This is a genomic window from Winogradskyella flava (genome assembly GCF_014243395.1).
Classification (GTDB): Bacteria; Bacteroidota; Bacteroidia; order Flavobacteriales; family Flavobacteriaceae; genus Winogradskyella; species Winogradskyella flava.
In genome coordinates this window covers 136233-155900 of record NZ_JACLCP010000003.1, presented here as the reverse complement: position 1 = coordinate 155900, position 19668 = coordinate 136233, and the positions used below count along the sequence as shown (strand labels likewise).

General features: G+C 35.6%; 14 protein-coding genes. 9 read left to right on the top strand and 5 right to left on the bottom strand.

The window, feature by feature from the left end; genetic code table 11:
- The first annotated feature begins 161 nt into the window (after positions 1 to 161).
- Positions 162 to 4988, top strand: coding sequence for a T9SS type B sorting domain-containing protein (locus H7F21_RS11135; RefSeq protein WP_185789366.1), 4827 nt, complete (start codon positions 162 to 164; stop codon positions 4986 to 4988).
- A 137-nt stretch (positions 4989 to 5125) separates the two neighbouring features.
- Entirely contained in the window at positions 5126 to 7414 is a 2289-nt protein-coding gene (locus H7F21_RS11130; RefSeq protein WP_246431465.1) for a choice-of-anchor L domain-containing protein, read from the top strand.
- A 36-nt stretch (positions 7415 to 7450) separates the two neighbouring features.
- On the opposite strand, the gene H7F21_RS11125 is transcribed toward H7F21_RS11130, so the two are convergent.
- Complete coding sequence (locus H7F21_RS11125; RefSeq protein WP_185789364.1) at positions 7451 to 8332, bottom strand: polysaccharide lyase family 7 protein; 882 nt, start codon at positions 8330 to 8332, stop codon at positions 7451 to 7453.
- A 189-nt stretch (positions 8333 to 8521) separates the two neighbouring features.
- On the opposite strand from H7F21_RS11125, the gene uvrB reads away from it, so the two are divergent.
- Positions 8522 to 10528 (top strand): excinuclease ABC subunit UvrB, encoded by a 2007-nt coding sequence (gene uvrB, locus H7F21_RS11120; RefSeq protein WP_185789363.1) that lies wholly within the window; start codon positions 8522 to 8524, stop codon positions 10526 to 10528.
- Positions 10529 to 10615: 87 nt separating this feature from the next.
- Here the strand turns inward: uvrB and H7F21_RS11115 are convergent, their stop codons facing one another.
- On the bottom strand, positions 10616 to 11017 hold the full coding sequence (locus H7F21_RS11115; RefSeq protein ID WP_185789362.1) for a TerB family tellurite resistance protein: 402 nt from the start codon (positions 11015 to 11017) through the stop codon (positions 10616 to 10618).
- 140 nt (positions 11018 to 11157) lie between these two features.
- Here H7F21_RS11115 and H7F21_RS11110 point away from each other — a divergent pair, with 140 nt between their 5' ends.
- The 3 genes from H7F21_RS11110 to H7F21_RS11100 all read left to right on the top strand — a co-directional run bounded on the left by H7F21_RS11110 (position 11158) and on the right by H7F21_RS11100 (position 12999).
- Complete coding sequence (locus H7F21_RS11110) at positions 11158 to 11967, top strand: alpha/beta hydrolase (protein ID WP_185789361.1); 810 nt, start codon at positions 11158 to 11160, stop codon at positions 11965 to 11967.
- A gap of 4 nt (positions 11968 to 11971) precedes the next feature.
- On the top strand, positions 11972 to 12214 hold the full coding sequence (locus H7F21_RS11105) for a DUF1456 family protein (RefSeq protein ID WP_185789360.1): 243 nt from the start codon (positions 11972 to 11974) through the stop codon (positions 12212 to 12214).
- 83 nt (positions 12215 to 12297) lie between these two features.
- Positions 12298 to 12999, top strand: coding sequence for a phosphoadenylyl-sulfate reductase (locus H7F21_RS11100; RefSeq protein ID WP_185789359.1), 702 nt, complete (start codon positions 12298 to 12300; stop codon positions 12997 to 12999).
- 44 nt (positions 13000 to 13043) lie between these two features.
- On the opposite strand, the gene H7F21_RS11095 is transcribed toward H7F21_RS11100, so the two are convergent.
- The 3 genes from H7F21_RS11095 to H7F21_RS11085 form a co-directional block, all read right to left on the bottom strand.
- On the bottom strand, positions 13044 to 13433 hold the full coding sequence (locus H7F21_RS11095) for a hypothetical protein (protein WP_185789358.1): 390 nt from the start codon (positions 13431 to 13433) through the stop codon (positions 13044 to 13046).
- A gap of 171 nt (positions 13434 to 13604) precedes the next feature.
- Complete coding sequence (gene sucC, locus H7F21_RS11090; protein ID WP_185789357.1) at positions 13605 to 14795, bottom strand: ADP-forming succinate--CoA ligase subunit beta; 1191 nt, start codon at positions 14793 to 14795, stop codon at positions 13605 to 13607.
- Between the two features lie 99 nt (positions 14796 to 14894).
- On the bottom strand, positions 14895 to 15557 hold the full coding sequence (locus H7F21_RS11085) for a hypothetical protein (protein ID WP_185789356.1): 663 nt from the start codon (positions 15555 to 15557) through the stop codon (positions 14895 to 14897).
- 108 nt (positions 15558 to 15665) lie between these two features.
- On the opposite strand from H7F21_RS11085, the gene lysA reads away from it, so the two are divergent.
- The 3 genes from lysA to H7F21_RS11070 all read left to right on the top strand — a co-directional run bounded on the left by lysA (position 15666) and on the right by H7F21_RS11070 (position 19589).
- Positions 15666 to 16871: a diaminopimelate decarboxylase gene (lysA, locus tag H7F21_RS11080; RefSeq protein WP_185789355.1), complete on the top strand. Its 1206-nt coding sequence runs from the start codon at positions 15666 to 15668 to the stop codon at positions 16869 to 16871.
- A 91-nt stretch (positions 16872 to 16962) separates the two neighbouring features.
- Positions 16963 to 18852, top strand: a complete 1890-nt coding sequence (locus tag H7F21_RS11075; protein WP_185789354.1) for a tetratricopeptide repeat-containing sensor histidine kinase — start codon at positions 16963 to 16965, stop codon at positions 18850 to 18852.
- Entirely contained in the window at positions 18852 to 19589 is a 738-nt protein-coding gene (locus H7F21_RS11070) for a LytR/AlgR family response regulator transcription factor (RefSeq protein ID WP_185789353.1), read from the top strand. The genes H7F21_RS11075 and H7F21_RS11070 overlap by 1 nt, the downstream gene beginning before the upstream one ends.
- The last annotated feature ends 79 nt before the right edge of the window (positions 19590 to 19668 follow it).

The following is a 19668-nucleotide window of genomic DNA, read 5'->3' as shown; positions in this document are numbered from 1 at the left end:
CAACAGGTAGTATTCTTCAATCAAAAGTTAACATTTAGTGTATTTCATCGTGTTTTTTTGCATTTAAACTATTTAAAAATTACTTTTCCCACTGTAATGGGTACAAATAAGTTTTAGCCCGAATCTAATCTACTTTGTATTTTTAAACCTAACCGCTGTTAATGGATTTTTTTCGTAGTTCCCTCTACTTATTCCTATGCGCTTTCTGCAGTATTTGTTATGCTCAACAAATTACAGTAGATCATACAGTGACACCTCAAAACTTGGTTGAAAACACTTTGATACAAGGTTGTGTTGAAGTCTCAAATATTAGTTCACCGTCCAATGGAAATGCCATTGGTTTAGGTAGTTTTGGGTATTTTGAAAGAGGTTCATCGGACTTTCCATTTGAAAATGGTGTCGTTCTAACAACTGGTAATGCTAATGCTGCTGGAAATGGAGAAAATACTTCTACTTTAAATGATGGCAATACGAGTTGGACAACTGATCCAGATTTAGAAACTGCTCTAGGCATTTCAGGAACACTAAATGCCACATCAATTGAGTTTAATTTTATTTCAATTGCCAATCAAATTCAATTTAACTACATATTAGCTTCAGAAGAATACTTCGGAAATTTTCCTTGTGAATACTCAGATGGATTTGCATTTTTAATTCGTGAAGTAGGTACTGGTAATTCATACACCAATATAGCTTTAGTTCCTGGTACCTCAACGCCAGTCAATACCAATACCGTTCATGACGAAATTGTTGGATTTTGTGATGCTTCAAACGAGGCTTATTTTGAAGGTTACAATTTAGGAGACACTAATTACAATGGCAGAACGACTGTGCTTTCCGCTACGGCCACAATACAGCCAAATGTAGAGTATCAAATTAAACTTATAATTGCCGATCAAACCGACGAGAACTATGATTCAGCCGTATTTATCGAAGGTAATAGCTTTAATGCATCTGTAGACCTAGGTGAGGATTTCTCCACTTGCGCCAGTAATGTCCTTTTAGATGCAGACATTGGAAATCCGCAAGCAGCTTACGCATGGTATTTTAATAATACTTTGTTACCAACTGCCACTCAACCAATATTTGATGCGCTTCAAACCGGAAATTATCGTGTAGAAGTAGAAATTCCTTTGGCTGATGGTACATGCATCATTGAAGATGACATCAACATTACATTAAGCTCAACACAAACCTCTGATCCTATTTCGGATTTTGAATTGTGTGACGACCTTAGCAATGATGGTTTTGAGATCTTTGATTTATCAACTAAGGATACTGAAGTTCTGGCTTCGGTACCATCTTCCAATTATAGTATATCCTATTACTATAATAATGCCGATGCACAAGCCGCAACCAACTCTATTATCGGCTCCATTCAAAATACAACCACTCCGCAAACGATATTTGTAAGAATTGAGGATACAGACAATGGTTGTTTGGCGTTTTCAACGTTTGATTTAGTTGTCAATCAATTGCCCAATATCGTTGATCCAACGCCATTGGACGTATGTGATGATGAAACGGCAGATGGATTTACAGCAATCGATCTAAGTGTAAAGAATGATGAAATCACCAATGGACAAACCAATCTTGAGGTGACCTACTACAGTACTTCAGCAGACGCAGCTTCAGGAACTAATCCATTGCCAATGCCTTACGTAAACACCAATGTCAATGAGCAGGTTTTTGTACGTGTGCGAAATCCACAAACTGGCTGTATAAGCACTACTAACCTCGATATTACTATTTTTGATAATCCAGTAATAAATACTCAAGATCACTATATCGACGCTTGTGACTTAGATCATGATGGTTTTGCAGACTTCGATTTAACAAGTATCATCCCTGATGTATTACAAGGACTCACAGGTGTTACCGTAACTTTTCACGAAACAAATGAAGATGCCATTTCTGGAGTGAACCCGATAGCAGATGATACCAATTACGAAAATATAAATGTCGAGGAACAAGTTGTATTTATAAGAGTCGAAGATAACTCCACAGGATGTGCCTCAGTAACTCCAGTGGAAATTCACACTAATATTTTGTTAACTGGGACTAATATTAGAGATATAAAAATATGTGATATTGGTAATGATGGTGTTGAGCAGTTCGATCTCACTTCGATAGCATTGAGTATTATTAACAATATACCTGACGTTTCGGTAGCATTTTATTTGACTGAGGATGATAGAGACAATCTAATCAATGCATTGGATCAAACAACACCTTTCATTCCTACAAGTAATCCACAAGATATCTATTTGAGTTTGTCAAGTCCAACTTGTAACGACGTTGCTCAAATACTATTTGAACTCGTTCCTGTTCAAGAATTTGAGTCCATTATAAGCCAATCCGTTTGTGATGATGACCAAGATGGAATAACTATTACCGATTTATCTCAATTCGATAGTCTAGTAAGAGATGAGCAAGAAGGCTTTAGTGTCACTTATTTTTTAACTGAAGACGACGCCCTAACGAATACCAATGTATTACCAACTTTATATACAAACACTACAAATCCGTTTACGGTCTATCCAAGAATTCAATCTGATGATACAACTTGTGCTGATGTAACGTCTTTTGAAATCACGGTTTTAGAGGCTCCAAGTACCTCTACACCTTCAGACTTAATCATTTGTGACGATGATCAAGATGGTTTTTCAACCATCAATCTATTAGATGTTATACCAGAAGTTGTGGGCAATACAAATGGGAAACAAATCAGCTTTTACTCCAATCAAGCGGATGCTGAAGACTCAACAAATTCTATTGGCAATACAAGTAATTACAATGCACAGTCGGAATCCGTTTTTATTAGAGTTGAAGATACTTCGACAGGTTGTTATAGCATAGAACCATTTCAGATTATAGTCAATACACTTCCTGTAATAACACCGATATCTAACTACAAAGATTGCGAAGACAGTAGTGATGGCTTCGGTGAATTCATCTTCAACACAAAAGATGATGAAATACTGAATGGACAATTGGATAAGCAGGTGTTGTATTATCTCAATCAAAACGACGCTGATAATCGCAATAATGCCATTAATAAAGATATTACTTTTCAGAATTCGAGTAATCCACAAACTATTTTTGTTAGAGTTGAAAATTTAAGTGATCAAAATTGTTATGGGATATCTAGTTTTACTATTGAGGTTGGAACAAATCCTATTTTTAATACTCCAACGGATTGGTTTGTCTGTGATGACATATCAAACGATAGTTTTGAAACCTTTGACCTATCGACCAAGGTTACTGAAATAAGTCAAGGTTCGCCTGAAAATTTAGATGTTACGTTCTATTTGACACAAACAAACGCTCAAAATAATATTGAACCTTTACCTCTTGAATTTACCAATACCTCCAACCCACAGACCATTTTCGCAAAGATTGACAATGGCACCATATGTAACTCCATCGTAGCTTTTGAATTAAACGTCATACAAGTCCCTGAGGTTAATGCATCTGTTCCACTGGTTACTTGTGATACCAATCATGACGGTTTTATGCAATTTGATATCACAATTGCAGAGTTCGATGTACTAGATGTAAGACAAGATAATATTGTCATTTCATATTTTGCAAACTTGGAAGACGCAGAAGCCAATAGTAACCAAATTGCTGATCCAGAAAATTATACTAATGTTAGTAATCCACAAACGGCTTACATTAAGGTTACGAATACCATTTCGGACTGCTCGGCATACGTCCCTATTGAACTTGTTGTTAATTTACCTCCGGCCATTAATGATTTTCAGACCTATAATATTTGTGAAAATGAGAACAACAGTTTTGATTTGAATGACATCAATACTGTTTTAATTGATGACAATTCTAATGTATTATTCAGCTATTTTGATAACGTAACCGATGCTATTGCCAATGAAAATGCACTAGATACTAATTACACCTACCTAACTAATAATGATACACTTTTTGTTCGTTCTGAAGATATGAACACAGCGTGTTACTCTATATACGAATTTAATCTTAATGTCAATCCTTTACCAATCGCCAATCAGCCTAGCAATTTAGAAGCCTGTGATGATGATTTTGACGGCATTTTAGAATTTGATTTATCCACTCAAAATTCTAGCATTCTTGGAGGGCAAAATCCATCAAACTTTACGATTACATATCACAATTCCGAATTACAAGCCAATGCGAATAATGCTCCTTTAGATACGAATTATATGGCATTTGATACTGAGATTATTTTCGCAAGAATTGAAAATAACACCTCTGGTTGTTATGCTGTGACACAATTTTCAGTTATAATACATCCTTTACCAATTATAGATATTGAAGACCAGGTTATATGCTTGGATAATATACCTTTAATTGTTTCAGCAAATACCAATATTCCTTCAGATCAGTATTTATGGTCAACTGGTGAAACAACTCCAGAAATAGACATTGAAACAATTGGAACCTATTGGGTAACCGTCACTTCAGCATTTGGATGTGAGAATACGCGTGTTTTTGGAGTAACAGAATCCGAAGCCGCAACTATTGAAGCCACAGAGGTCATAGATTTTTCCGATCCCAATAATATCACCATTACGATTAGTGGTATAGGTGATTATTTATATCAATTGGATGATGGAGAACCACAAGAATCTAACGTTTTTGAAAATGTAGGTATGGGTTACCACACAGTAACCATTATTGATTTAAATGGTTGTGCAGAGGCGATTAGAGAGGTTTTGGTAATTGACATTCCTAAGCATATGACGCCGAATGGCGATGGTCAGTTTGATACGTGGCACATCGTCGGTGTAGAAACACTACCTGGTACTATCATTTATATTTTTGATCGCTACGGCAAGCATTTAACTACATTAAGACATGATACTCCAGGTTGGGATGGCACGCTCAATGGCGCTAAACTACCTGCGAGTGATTATTGGTTTGTTGCAGAGGTAAAACGTGGCAGTCAATCTTTTGAAGTCAAAGGGCATTTTGCAGTTAGACGTTAAGTTCCATTCAATATTAACATCTTTTATAAATTCTAAATCGAGCTTCATTCTTATCTTAGCACTCGCTATTGCTAAAGATGAAACACGGGTTTTTATTTGTTGCCTTATTTTGTTCTCTATGTCTATATTCACAAAATATGACAGTGGATAGTCAAACCTATACACCACAGCAACTCATTGAAGATATTCTTATAGATAGTGACTGTATTACCAATGTCGTGGTAACCAATGTTGTTGGTGGAGATTTTGGCGGTTCTGACCAAAGCTATGGCTTTTTCGACGCTACTCGTACCAGTTTTCCATTTCAAAACGGTATTGTATTAAGCACGGGAAGGTTGGCAAATGTTCCTGGGCCAAATAATTCACTTAGTGATGATGATGCCTCTAATTGGTTAGGAGATAGCGATTTAGAAATGGTATTAAATGAAACCAATACATTCAATGCGACAATTCTAGAATTCGATTTTACATCAGTAGCTTCTCAAATTAGCTTTAGATATATGTTTGCTTCTGAAGAATATCAGGAAAACAACCCTAATAGTTGTAATTTTTCTGATCTATTTGGGTTTCTTATAAGACCAACGGCAGGTCAGAGTCAATACGAAAATATTGCCTTGGTACCTGACACCAATATTCCTGTAAAAGCGACGACCGTAACTCCAGGTGTTCCTGGCGTTTGTCCACCTCAAAACGAAACGTATTTCGGGAATTACAATGCTACAAATGCGCCTATTAATTTCAATGGGCAAACCGCCATACTTACTGCAACTGCAACTGTAGTACCTAATCAATCCTATCATGTGAAACTTGTTATAGCGGATGAGCAAAACTATAGATATGATTCCGCTGTATTTTTAGAAGCAGGTAGTTTTCAATTATCAACGGATTTGGGTTCAAATCGATTATTAGCCACTGGAAATCCGCTTTGCGAAGATGAAACCTTAGAACTAAGCGCTTATCAAGCAGGTCAAAACATCTATGAATGGTACAGGGATGGTATTCTTGTTCAAGGTACATCAACGGGTTGCGGAACCTGTGGCACTTATACCTTGACAGAACCTGGAACTTATACCGTAGAAGTTGGGCTTGCAAATAATTGCACTTCCTATGGAGAGGTCGTTATTGAATATGCTCCAAATCCTATTGGTCAGAATGCTACCTTAGTAGAATGTGATAGCAATCAAGATGGTCTGACGATCTATGATCTTTATGATGCTGAAAGTGATTTAACCAACAATGACACTAATCTCGCAATATCAGACTTTTTCATTTCAGAAAATGACGCTAGAGATAATAACAACCCTATCCCTAATCCAACCAATTTTCAGAATACAATACCTTTTCAAAGTGTGTATGCTCGCGTCATTAATGCTGCTAATTGTTTTGATGTTGCTGCCTTAGAATTACAAATATCCAATAACATCATCACTATTCCAGATCTGGAGGCCTGTGATGGTGAAATTATTGATGGTTTTGGCGATTTCACGCTTAGCGACATTACAGCTTCAATAATCAATCAAATCCCAACTAATGGAGAATTGACATACTATGAAACCGAAACTGATGCATTTAGTGAAACTAACCAACTTCCCGATAATTTTATAAATACAATAGCGTATTCGCAGACGATTTATGTAAAGGTGGAAAGTAACAACCAATGTTATAGTATAAGTACCGTAAACCTTAATGTTCTTTATACACCAGTTTTAGAAGGAGATAGCACCTCGACCTATTGCCTAAATTCATTTCCTGAGACTATTACAATATTCGGGGGAGTGCTTGATGACTTGCCAAACAATTATTACTATGAATGGTATTTTAATGGCGCACTCACAGATGTTCATACTTCCGTTAATGAAATAAATGAAGCTGGCAATTACACAGTGGTTGTCACTGATCCAAATGGCTGCTCATCTAATAGAACAATCACAGTAAATTCCTCAGAAGTTGCAATAATCGAAACTATTACTGTAGAAGGTATTGCCCCAAATAATACAATTACCATCAATGTATCAGGACAAGGAAATTATGAATATGCCTTAGACGACAGCAACGGCATCTATCAGGACAATAACGTTTTTACTAACATACCTGCGGGCGCGCATTTTGTTTATATAAGAGATAAAAACGGTTGCAGTATTGTTGAGGAAACCATATATGTTTTAGGCTTTCCAAAATTCTTCACACCAAATGACGATGACGTTAATGATCTATGGCAAATAAAAGGTGCTAATGACCAATTCAGCCTAATAGAAAGCATTCAAATTTTTAACCGTTACGGCAAACTTATTTCGAAACAAACACCATCAAGTAGCGGATGGGATGGCAAACATAATGGCGAATTTTTACCTAATGATGATTACTGGTTTGTTGCGAAGTTCTTTAATGGAAAAACCTTTACCGGGCATTTTGCTTTGAAGCGGTAATAATATCTTTCTTCTTGATTAATACCTTAAGTTCTTTTAATCATCGGGATTGACCGATAAATCCTTAATTAATACCTGACCGTAAATATTTGAGTCAAAATGGCTACTGCTAGTAGATTGCAGATAGCAGCCGGCTTTAAAGTAATTATTGTCTGCATTGCCAACATCATCAGAAACAAATAAAGTCTGTATTCTATTTCCGCTATCGTTTAAATTAAATAATCTCACAATGCCATTTTGCATAGCCAATTCAAAATAATACTCGGTATCCAGTTCCATGCTAAAGTTAATAGTCTGCCCACTACCTAAAAGGTCTTCAGTAACGTAACCTAAAATTCTTAAATCGACATTACCAGAGCTTTGACCAACGCTGCCTTGCACTTGGACTCTAATAATATCATCATAAGTATCATCTTGTTCATGAATCTGCATAAATGCTAGCTTACCAGATGGTGGCAGATTTTCAATCTTAACTCTCATTTTCATAGATCGCTGTATACTTGTATTGCCATTCCAATAGTTGCTTCCGCCACTAATTAGCTCCCTGAGCTCAGTTCTTGGGTTGGATGATCCACCAGAAGTTGGATTACCAGGATAGGTTTTAAAAGCTGCATACCCGTCTTTTTCAAAAAAGAAATGACTTTCTACTGTGCTGGCATTATCTGCGTAACTCAGCCCATTATTAGTAGAGCCGACACTTAAAGTACCCGTATAGCCATTGAGCTTCCAACCGTCACCAATTATGCCGGCAGCAGTATCATCCGCTGGCGGATCAGTAATTTCTGTAGGATCTTCAGTTTCTTCTTCAGTTGGAGTATCACTATCTTCTTTCGAACAAGCTAACAAACAAAATATAAGAGTCGCTGAAACGAGTAGATGCCACCTAAAGAAAGGTCTATTATTAAGTAAGTTTTCCATAGCCTAGCAAAGTTAATACTTTTATAAGATATTAATGGAAATCGATTTACCAGAAATAACCAATATATTATATAGATTATTTGTGGAATAAATCTACCTTCTTTCGCATTCGATCTTTTCCTGTAATGATTTTTTTTAATTATACATACACTAAAAATTCATAGACAGGATTTTGCGTAACTTTGCTATATGCGATTTAAAATTGAATCTGAATTTAAACCAACTGGCGACCAACCACAAGCTATAGAGCAATTAGCTACTGGCGTTGAAAATAAAGAAAGGTATCAGACCTTACTCGGTGTTACTGGCTCAGGTAAAACGTTTACAGTTGCTAATGTCATTGAAGAAGTACAACGACCAACTTTGGTTTTGGCACATAACAAAACCTTAGCAGCACAACTCTATTCTGAGTTTAAACAGTTTTTTCCTGAAAATGCAGTAGAATACTTCGTCTCCTATTATGATTATTACCAACCTGAAGCCTATATTCCCGTTTCTGGTGTTTATATAGAAAAAGATCTGTCGATTAACGAAGAAATAGAGAAGATGCGTCTTAGCACCACGTCTTCCTTACTTTCCGGACGACGTGACGTCTTGGTAGTGGCTTCGGTATCTTGTTTATATGGTATTGGAAACCCTGTAGAATTTCAAAAGAATGTGATTACGGTGGAACGTGATCAGGTGATTTCTAGAACTAAATTACTACATCAACTGGTTCAAAGTTTATACTCAAGAACTGAGGCCGATTTTAAAAATGGAAATTTCAGAATAAAAGGTGATACGGTCGATGTATTTCCTGGTTATGCCAACAACGCATTCAGAATTCATTTTTTTGGTGATGAAATCGAAGAAATCGAAGCCTTTGATGTCATGACTAATGAAGTGATCGAACGTTATGACCGTTTGAATATTTATCCGGCAAATATGTTCGTGACCTCTCCTGACGTGCTTCAAAATGCGATAAAAGATATTCAGGATGACTTGGTAAAACAACATGATTATTTCAAAGATATTGGGAAACATCTAGAAGCCAAACGCCTCAAGGAACGTACTGAATTCGATTTAGAAATGATACGTGAATTGGGTTACTGCTCTGGGATTGAAAACTATTCGAGATACCTAGATGGTAGAGCGCCAGGTACGCGACCTTTCTGTTTATTAGATTATTTTCCAGATGACTATCTAATGGTAGTGGACGAGAGTCATGTTACCATTTCCCAAGTCCACGCCATGTATGGCGGTGATCGAAGCAGAAAAGTGAATTTGGTAGATTACGGCTTTAGATTGCCTGCTGCAATGGATAACAGACCATTGAAATTTGAAGAATTTGAAGCGCTTCAAAATCAGGTCATTTATGTGAGCGCAACTCCTGCTGATTACGAAATGCAAAAAACTGGAGGTGTTTATGTCGAACAAGTGATTCGTCCAACGGGACTTTTAGATCCTGTCATTGAAGTACGACCAAGCCTCAATCAAATAGATAATTTAATTGAAGAAATCCAAACGCGTGTTGAAAAGGACGAACGCACTTTGGTGACGACGTTAACTAAACGTATGGCTGAGGAGTTGGTGAAATATCTCACTCGTATTTCTATACGCTGCCGTTATATTCATAGTGATGTGGATACCTTAGAACGTGTGGAAATCATGCAAGATTTGAGAAAAGGAATTTTTGATGTTTTGGTTGGTGTGAATTTATTACGTGAAGGTTTAGATTTACCAGAAGTCTCTTTAGTTGCTATTCTCGATGCAGACAAAGAAGGCTTTCTACGTTCTAACCGTTCGTTGACACAAACCGTCGGCAGAGCCGCAAGAAATTTGAATGGTATGGCGATTATGTACGCAGATACCATAACTAAAAGTATGCAGAAAACAATTGATGAAACCAACTATCGACGAGAGAAGCAAATTGCCTATAATACTGAGCATAACATTACGCCTAAGGCATTAAATAAGAGTTTGGACAGTGCATTGGCTAAAAATTCAGTAAGTACATACCGAACCGATCTCGATGCTAAAATCGCAGCAGAGCCAGAGAGCGAATATCTAACTAAAAGTCAACTCGAAAAGAAAATTAGGGAAAAGCGCAAGCAAATGGAACAAGCCGCTAAGGCTCTAGACTTTATGGAAGCTGCGCGTTTTAGAGATGAAATTACAGCCTATCAAAGTAAACTTGAAAAGTTAAAGGTGAAGTAATTTGGATTAGGGATACCGCTGTTCAGCGGCATAAGTTCAACTAACTAATTTTAATACGCCTTTAAGCTTTTAAAATCAGAGTTTCACTTAGTTGTACTGTACCTTGAAGATATCGATTAAAAAGTCCGGCGGCACAATTTTATTTGGAAAACTATCCATTAAATCCAAAACACGATTAATAGATTCATGACTCAATCCCATTCGTAGTCCAAAATTGTGAATCTTAACTAATTGCTTTGGGGAAATCTCCTGATCTAAATTCATCAAGAGCACTAATCTATGGAATTGCACTATGCGTTCGCTATGTGATTTTAAGTGGACGTAAGTTACGGGATGCTCAAAGAGGTATTCAAAATCTTCCTTAGAAATATCCAATTGTCTTGCAATACTCAAGAGAAAGTTATATTCAATAGTCTTTATGTTATCATCTATTTGGGCAAAAGCAATCATCTCGGAAAGCAAGCTCAATTTTTCAGCACGGTTAATCATTACAGAGGGGATTATTTAACATTGTAAATTTACACAGGTACATTATTTTATTGTCGTTGATATAATGTATCTTGTCGAAAAGTTGAACGTATTTAGTCGAGATTTTTAAACGTTTATCAACTTAAAACTTCAGTTATAGTATGAGATTACGGTACATTTATGTATTGCTTTTAGTTGTTTTTTTTAACAAATCATATCCACAAAGTACTGCCTCTGAACAAGTTACAACGTTCACCATTGCAGCACCACAATTAGATGCCATAAAAACAATTTGGGTCTATTTACCAAAAAATTATAAAAATTCTAAAAAGCCCTATCCAGTCATTTATATGCATGATGCCCAGAATTTATTCGATGTTAAGACTTCTTATGTTGGCGAATGGAGCATAGATGAATATATGGACGCGCTAACAGATAATGAAAGTATTATTGTAGGTATTGAACATGGTGAAGAGAAACGTATAGCTGAGTTGACACCTTATAAACATGAAACATATGGAGGTGGCCAAGGGAATGCCTACCTCACATTTATAAAAAACACCTTAAAACCACATATTGATGTTGCCTATAAAACCAAATCAGATGCTCTAAACACGACCATATTTGGTTCATCACTTGGTGGCTTAATATCATTTTATGCCGCAATAAAATATCCTGAAACTTTTGGCAAGGCTGGTATCTTTTCACCAGCATTTTGGATTAATCCAGAGCTTTTTGATTTGATTGGAAATATTACCATACCTGAGACGTCCAAGTTTTTCTTTTTGGTTGGCGAAAAAGAAGGGAAAACTATGGTGCCAGATCAAGAACGTATGGTGGCAATATTAAAATCGAAAGGCGTAAAAGAGAATCAAATACGAAATCGAATTATTGAAGATGGTGAGCATAATGAAAAATTTTGGTCAACTTACTTTGGCGAGGCTTATCAGTGGTTAACTTCTAAAGGTTAAGAACATGACAAACAATGATATATTTAAAAAATTAAGAGTTGCTCACAAATTAAGAGACGATGATATTGTGAAAATATTAGCTTTAGTTGATTTTAGAATTTCTAAAAGTGAGCTAAACGCATTCTTTAGAAAAGAGGATCATCCCAAATATATGGAATGTGGAGATCAAATTCTGAGAAACTTTCTAAATGGATTGATCATTCATTTACGAGGTCCAATGCCAAAAAAGCAAAAAAAGTCACATTAAATTATCAACTTCGTAAAAATAAAAAGGGAATTTTTTTGTTATATCCTAAGCATATAACTTGCGTTCTTAATAATTCTTAATAGATGTTTGAAACTACGTCAAATCTTTCCCCATTGTCGGATATCTCATCAAAAGACATTGAGAAGCTAAACAAAAAATACAAGTCTTTAACAGCTAGTAAACGTATTGAACAATTGTATCTAGATTTTGATATTAATGATATCATGTTAACAAGCTCTTTTGCGGCTACCTCTGCTTTTTTATTAAAATTAGTTTCTGACATCAATACACAGCAAGAAGTCTTTTTTATAGACACTGGCTATCATTTTGAAGATACCTTAAACTATAAATCAACCTTAGAAAAAAAATACAACCTAAATATAAAATCCGTTTCTGCTATAAAAGAAGAACATGATTTTACAACCAAGGACGAAACATGGAAAAAGAATCCAGACTTTTGTTGTTCTATCAATAAAGTGAAGCCTTTAGATCTTATAAAACAGAATTATAAACTGTGGATGTCTGGTTTAATGGAATGGCAAAGTGATCATAGGGCGACGTTAGATATTTTCGAACAGCGCGGCGACATTGTAAAATTTTATCCGTTATTAGATATTACCAAAGTGCAACGTGATGCTTATATAGAAGAACATCAATTGCCTTTTCATCCTTTGGTAGCCAAAGGATATCATTCAATAGGCTGCGAACATTGCACTGTTCCGGGTGAAGACCGTGGTGGTCGTTGGAACAATAATCCGAAAACTGAGTGCGGGTTACATTTATAAAAAAAAAGAGCAACAAAAAATGTCGCTCTTTTTCTAGTCAAAAATCAAAACTTTGATTTTAGAATCCTTACAGGTATTTTAAATGACTTCCTGTAGTCTAGAACTTCTTTAGAAATTTTCTTGTAGTTTAATCGACTTTTGATGTACTTCTCTACAGTTTCACTTTTAGTATCAACAGATAATACAACCATTTCATCATTCTGGTTTATTACTATTTCTACCATAGCACCAATATCTTCATTTAATTGAAAATCTGGATTTTTCAATAAATCCCCAACTGTTTCTGTAACTGAAGTTGGCTCAGCTTTTTCGACTGGATTTGTACTAGCTGAAAGTACACTACTAAACGCAATTGTTACGACTAGTACTAACATTTTTAACGTTTTACTCGCACCAATTCCATTGGTGTTTCTGTGCTCTTGATTTTTTTTCATGACATTCATAATTATTCGTTTTTATAAGATTGATACTTAAAAGACGACTAATTATTACGAGAGTTACACTAGTTAACACTGTTTAACGTTGATTAGCACACTATTAACATTGATAAAAACAAAAATGCGCCTAAATAGGCGCATTTGAGTTAATTATAAAAATCTATATTTTTAAGAAAGAACCTCTTGTACCTTATCCGCAGCTTCTTGAAATTCAGTGGCACTCATGACATCCAATCCTGAATTATCAATCAAATCTTTAGCAATATCTGCATTGGTGCCTTGTAAACGCACAATGATTGGCACATTAATGTTACCCATATTCTTATAAGCATCAATAACACCTTGTGCTACACGATCACAACGTACAATACCTCCAAAAATATTTATCAATATTGCTTTTACGGCAGGATCTTTTAAAATGATTTTGAAAGCTGCCTCTACTCTAGCTGCATCAGCAGTACCTCCAACATCTAAGAAGTTAGCTGGTTCACCGCCTGCTTGCTTAATTAAATCCATTGTGGCCATGGCGAGACCAGCACCATTTACCATACAACCTACATTACCGTCTAAATCCACATAGTTTAAACCCAAAGCACCTGCTTCAACTTCGATTGGGTTTTCTTCACGTAAATCACGTAATTCTTTTAAATCTTTATGTCTATATAATGCGTTATCATCTAAGGTCACTTTAGCATCAACAGCCATAATTTTATCATCACTAGTTTTTAAAACTGGATTGATTTCAAATAAAGACGCATCAGACTTAACATAAGCCGTATATAAAGCTGATACAAATTTTGTCATTTCTTTAAACGCTGTGCCCGATAAACCTAAGTTAAACGCTACACGGCGCGCTTGAAAACCAAGTAATCCTAGAGCAGGATCTACTTCCTCTGTAAAAATTAAATGAGGTGTTTCCTCAGCAACTGTTTCAATATCCATTCCGCCTTCAGTAGAATACATGATCATGTTTTTACCTGTACCACGATTTAATAATACAGACATATAGTATTCTTCTGGCTCATTGTCACCAGGATAATAAACATCTTCAGCAATTAATACTTGGTGAACTTTCTTTCCCTCTGCAGAAGTTTGAGGTGTCACCAAATTCATGCCAATAATGTTGCCTGCAATGTCTTCAACTTCTTGAAGATTTTTAGCCAGTTTTACACCACCACCTTTACCACGCCCACCTGCATGAACTTGTGCTTTTATAACATGCCAACCTGTACCTGTTTCGGCTGTTAACTGCTTAGCTGCATCAACAGCATCTTTGGCACTTTGAGCCACTATACCGCGTTGAATACGAACTCCAAAACTGCTTAATAATTCTTTTCCTTGATATTCGTGTAGATTCATATGTCGTCAGAAATTTATTTCGTGGCACAAAAATACACATACCCATACTTTAAACCAATATTTTTTTAGACTGTTTTTTGAGCCGGTTGAAGCTAAGCATCAAACTTTGTTCAAGTTTTTTATAATGGAAAATGCATTATCTACAACGGTGTCTTCAACAACTATTGTAAATTCGTTGGTCGTGGATATAACTTCATAGAGAGCAACGTTCTGCCATGCTAAACGTTTAAGAATTTGATAGTACAAACCAGCAACTTTCGTATTGTTTTTAGGTAGAATTAGACTTATGGCAGATAGATTTTCTTTTAATTGTAGGCAATCTTCATCTTTAAAGCTCTCTAACACATCCTGCTTTTCTGAACTCGAAATAATAATATTACTCTCTAAAATACCTCTGGTAAACGTGTAAAAAATATGGCTCTTATCTTTTATTTTATTCAGGATATCCGCTTGGCTATGAATTAAGGTATTAGAATTTTGAAAAGTGAAGTCCGTTAAATTAGAACGCAAAGTAATATCTCCAAGTTGTTCTAATAACGAGGTTAAACCATAATAAGGTTTACTGACTGACAGCGTATCATTATAACGTCTAAGTGCCATCATAATAGCACCTGTTTTCACAGGACGCCCCAATTGATGAGACACTTGCTCTTGCAATACATGGGCCAAGGCAGAATAGTTAATAATGCCTTGAGATAATCCTTCTTCTAAAAAAGGTTGTGTTAATACAATAGATTCGACACAGGATGAAATTGTTTTCATTTGTTAATTATTTAACAATTTGTGCAAAAATAGTAAATTAACTACAATTAATTCTGTTTAGCATATCGAAAGTCTATGTTTGTACATTAAAACTAAAGAAATTAATTTATGAATAATAAAACCTTGTTGCAGATTGTCAAGGATTTCGGTAATCCTATTTATATTTATGATGCAGATACCATTGCCTCTCAATATAAACGTCTAACAAAAGCATTTGGCAAGGTAAAACAGTTAAGAGTTAATTACGCGGTTAAAGCGCTCTCAAACATCTCCATTTTAAAACTATTTAACTCCCTTGGCTCTGGCTTAGATACTGTTTCTATACAAGAGGTTCGACTAGGCCTAAAAGCTGGATTTAAGCCTGAAGATATTATTTACACGCCCAATGGTGTATCACTTGAAGAAATTGAAGCTGTTACAAAGCTTGGTGTGCAAATCAACATAGATAACCTATCTATTCTAGAGCAATTTGGTACGAAACACCCTAATGTTCCTGTTTGTATTCGTATTAACCCACATGTCATGGCTGGTGGTAATACCAACATTTCGGTTGGTCATATAGATAGTAAATTCGGAATCTCTATTCATCAAATTCCTTTATTACTTCGTATTGTTGAAAATACCAAAATGAACATCAACGGTATTCATATGCATACTGGAAGTGATATTCTGGATATTGATGTATTCCTCTATGCCAGTGAAATTTTATTTGAAACGGCTAAGAACTTTAAAGACCTTGAATTTATAGACTTTGGTTCTGGATTTAAAGTACCTTATAGAGCTGGTGATATAGAAACTAATATTGAAGAATTAGGTCAAAAACTATCAAAACGATTCAATGAATTCTGTACAGAATACGGTAGAGATTTAACATTGGCTTTTGAGCCTGGTAAATTTTTAGTCAGTGAGGCTGGTTTATTTTTAGCCAAAGTCAACGCTGTGAAGCAGACGACATCAACAGTTTTTGCCCAAATCGATTCTGGATTTAATCATTTGATCCGTCCGATGCTTTATGGTTCTCAACATGAGATTATCAACATTTCAAATCCCAAAGGTAGAGAACGATTCTATTCTGTAGTAGGTTACATCTGTGAAACGGACACCTTTGCCAACAACAGACGCATCAATGAAATCAATGAAGGTGATATTCTATGTTTTAAAAATGCAGGAGCTTATTGTTATTCCATGGCGAGCAATTATAATTCGCGTTACAGGCCAGCCGAAGTATTAATTTACAAAAGTAAGCCTCAGCTCATTCGGAAGCGGGAAACTTTTGAGGATATTCTTAACAATCAGGTTGAGATTACCATATAAAGATTAGAAGTGTTGCTAATAACGGTAGCACTTTTTTTTATATCTTTAACATTCCCCTAGGTCTTTTTAGTTCCAACCTTATTAAAGACTTATGACCAAAACCATCACAATATGTCTCGCTGCAAGCTTTTCAGTATGCTTAGGTTTCTCACAAAACAAGCTTCCTAGTCCTGAAGATTTGAAAACCGCCTCAATAGATTCGTGTTTATCATGGATGCGCAACAACGCGTATACAGGTAAAGATTTAGATAATTTTCATGCTATTGGCTTACAAACTCTAAAACGTAGCCAGCAAGAATCTGATATCAGAACCATTGCCGAAGTACATGAAGAAATCGCCAGTTGGCACGGATATAATGGAACATTCCCAGGCGACTCGATTGTTTACCATGCCAACAAAGCATTAAATTATTACATTAAACTTGATGACAAAAAGAAAACAGCAGATACCTACAGAGCTTTATCTATAGATTATATAAACATACGTAAGCTAGATAAATCGCAAGAAGTCTTATTTAAAGCCATCGCACTTTATGAAGAATTGAAAGACGAGGCTGGTCTAGGTCAAGCCTATAGAACACTAGGTGCACTTTACCAAGTCATGGAAGATTATGAAAAATCTGTAGAGTACCTTAATAAAGCCGTCCCTGTTCTAGAAAAAGCAGAAAATTTTGCTGGTGTGGCCATTGCTCAATTTAGTCTCATTCAAAGCTACGGTGAACTAGGCGAATTTGAAAAAGCCTATAGAGCAGCCGACTACTGCTTAAATGTTGTAAAGACAAAAGTTCCTCAAGAGACTTTTATATTAGTGAGAGGTCATTCTTACAGAGGCGAAGTATACCTAAAGGAAAAAAAATATACTGAAGCATTGAAAGATTTCATTGCGGCGTGGGAAATATGTTCTGCAAAAATTGGAGAAGAACGTTGCGCCACATATCAAACTGAAATTGGTAAGGTTTATTTGCTTCAGAATAATTATGAAAGGGCGCTGAAGCATTTATCAGCTGGCATAAAAGCTTATGAAAAAAAAGGGACTACTACATTAGTGACTCAATATGAAGATTTAGCACTATGCTATGAAAAGCTGGGCGATTTAAAAAATGCTTTATTCTACAAAAACATAGCTCATAGTAATAAAATTAATGATCTCGAAGGCACCATTGAAAACCTTGAAAAGGAAACTATCGTGAAGTATGAAACTGGCAAAAAAGATGAAGCCTTGGCAAGTCAAGCTTCTCTAATAGGTCAAAAGACAAAAACACAAAATTTGATTATTGCAGTTGCCTCATTATTGGGTTTACTTTTACTCTCACTACTTTACTTTTTTAATAAAAATAAAAAAGTAACTAAAATTATCCGTGCTAAAAATGCTGAAAATGAATTACTTCTGAAAGAAATCCACCATCGTGTGAAGAATAATCTAGAAATGGTAAAAAGCCTAATTGCTTTACAATCTGCACAAATTGAAGATTCTGCAACAAAAGATGCTATGATTGCAAGTCAGAATCGCGTGCAGTCAATGGGTATTATTCATCAAAAATTATATCAAGGTGAAAATTTGGGAAGTATAGAAATGAAGGACTATTTCTTAAACCTTAGCGAAGGTATTATAGATACCTTTAATGCTGAGGATAAAGTGAAAATTGAGTGTGCTATGGACAATTTAGATCTAGATGTTGATACTGCTGTACCAATTGGCCTTATCGTTAACGAATTATTGACTAATGCATTAAAATATGCATTTCCTGAACATGAAAAGGGTGAAATTTCCATTAGTTTAAAAAAAACTGATAACAACCACTTAAAATTAAAGGTATCTGACAATGGTGTTGGAAAAGTCAAAGGTCTTGCACCAAAAGGAACAGGATTTGGCTCACAGCTTGTCCAACTATTAACCCAACAGCTTAATGGCAAAATGACCGAACGCTCAGATCATGGCACTTTAATAGAATTTGACTTCTTAATTGATACAGCTGCTTAATGAATGGTAAAATAAAAATACTAATCGTCGAAGACGAAATGATTATTGGTGCTAATCTTTCACTTCAGCTTTCCGAATTGGGCTATGAAGTTACTGGTATAGTGCCGAGAGGTGAACAAGCCTTACAACATATAGCAACTAATCCACCTGATATACTTCTCTTGGATATTAATCTAAAAGGCAGTCTTGACGGTATTGAAACTGCTGAAAAAATGCAGCAAACACAAAACATACCAATAATATATTTAACAGCAAATACTGATGACGCGCACTTTAATCGAGCTAAAAAAACCCATCCACATGGATTTATATCTAAACCTTATAAAAAGCTTGACTTACAGCGCACTATTGAGTTAACGCTTACTCAGATTGCGCTAAAGAACGAAGAAGATGACGTACTTCAAAACGTTGAATCTCTAATTCTTAGCGACAGTATTTTTGTAAGACACAACAATTCCATGGTTAAAGTAGATATTAATGATATTCTTTACATCGAGGCAGAACGCAACTACTGTCGTATCTATTCTAAGAACAAAGAGTATCTATTGGTAACGACCTTAAAAGATATGGATGAAAAGCTACCACGAAAACACTTCTTACGTGTGCATCGATCATATATTGTCAGTATCTCGAAAATTAGCGAGTTGGCGAATGGCCATATCGTTGTTGGTAAAAAAGCAATTCCAATAAGTAAATCCTTAAAGGATGAATTACTGAATCGTCTACAAACAATTTAATCATCTTTACTTTATAAATTTCTTTGATAAGTAAATATTAATACTCGGGTAATAGAATAGCCGTTTCGTCCTGGCTCGT

What these genes read in the sequence shown, in the direction of transcription:
- H7F21_RS11135 (WP_185789366.1), top strand. Translation starts at nt 162, where the DNA reads ATGGATTTTTTTCGTAGTTCCCTCTACTTATTCCTATGCGCTTTCTGC.
- H7F21_RS11130 (WP_246431465.1), top strand. Translation starts at nt 5,126, where the DNA reads ATGACAGTGGATAGTCAAACCTATACACCACAGCAACTCATTGAAGAT.
- H7F21_RS11125 (WP_185789364.1), bottom strand. Translation starts at nt 8,332, where the DNA reads ATGGAAAACTTACTTAATAATAGACCTTTCTTTAGGTGGCATCTACTC.
- uvrB (WP_185789363.1), top strand. Translation starts at nt 8,522, where the DNA reads ATGCGATTTAAAATTGAATCTGAATTTAAACCAACTGGCGACCAACCA.
- H7F21_RS11115 (WP_185789362.1), bottom strand. Translation starts at nt 11,017, where the DNA reads ATGATTAACCGTGCTGAAAAATTGAGCTTGCTTTCCGAGATGATTGCT.
- H7F21_RS11110 (WP_185789361.1), top strand. Translation starts at nt 11,158, where the DNA reads ATGAGATTACGGTACATTTATGTATTGCTTTTAGTTGTTTTTTTTAAC.
- H7F21_RS11105 (WP_185789360.1), top strand. Translation starts at nt 11,972, where the DNA reads ATGACAAACAATGATATATTTAAAAAATTAAGAGTTGCTCACAAATTA.
- H7F21_RS11100 (WP_185789359.1), top strand. Translation starts at nt 12,298, where the DNA reads ATGTTTGAAACTACGTCAAATCTTTCCCCATTGTCGGATATCTCATCA.
- H7F21_RS11095 (WP_185789358.1), bottom strand. Translation starts at nt 13,433, where the DNA reads ATGAAAAAAAATCAAGAGCACAGAAACACCAATGGAATTGGTGCGAGT.
- sucC (WP_185789357.1), bottom strand. Translation starts at nt 14,795, where the DNA reads ATGAATCTACACGAATATCAAGGAAAAGAATTATTAAGCAGTTTTGGA.
- H7F21_RS11085 (WP_185789356.1), bottom strand. Translation starts at nt 15,557, where the DNA reads ATGAAAACAATTTCATCCTGTGTCGAATCTATTGTATTAACACAACCT.
- lysA (WP_185789355.1), top strand. Translation starts at nt 15,666, where the DNA reads ATGAATAATAAAACCTTGTTGCAGATTGTCAAGGATTTCGGTAATCCT.
- H7F21_RS11075 (WP_185789354.1), top strand. Translation starts at nt 16,963, where the DNA reads ATGACCAAAACCATCACAATATGTCTCGCTGCAAGCTTTTCAGTATGC.
- H7F21_RS11070 (WP_185789353.1), top strand. Translation starts at nt 18,852, where the DNA reads ATGAATGGTAAAATAAAAATACTAATCGTCGAAGACGAAATGATTATT.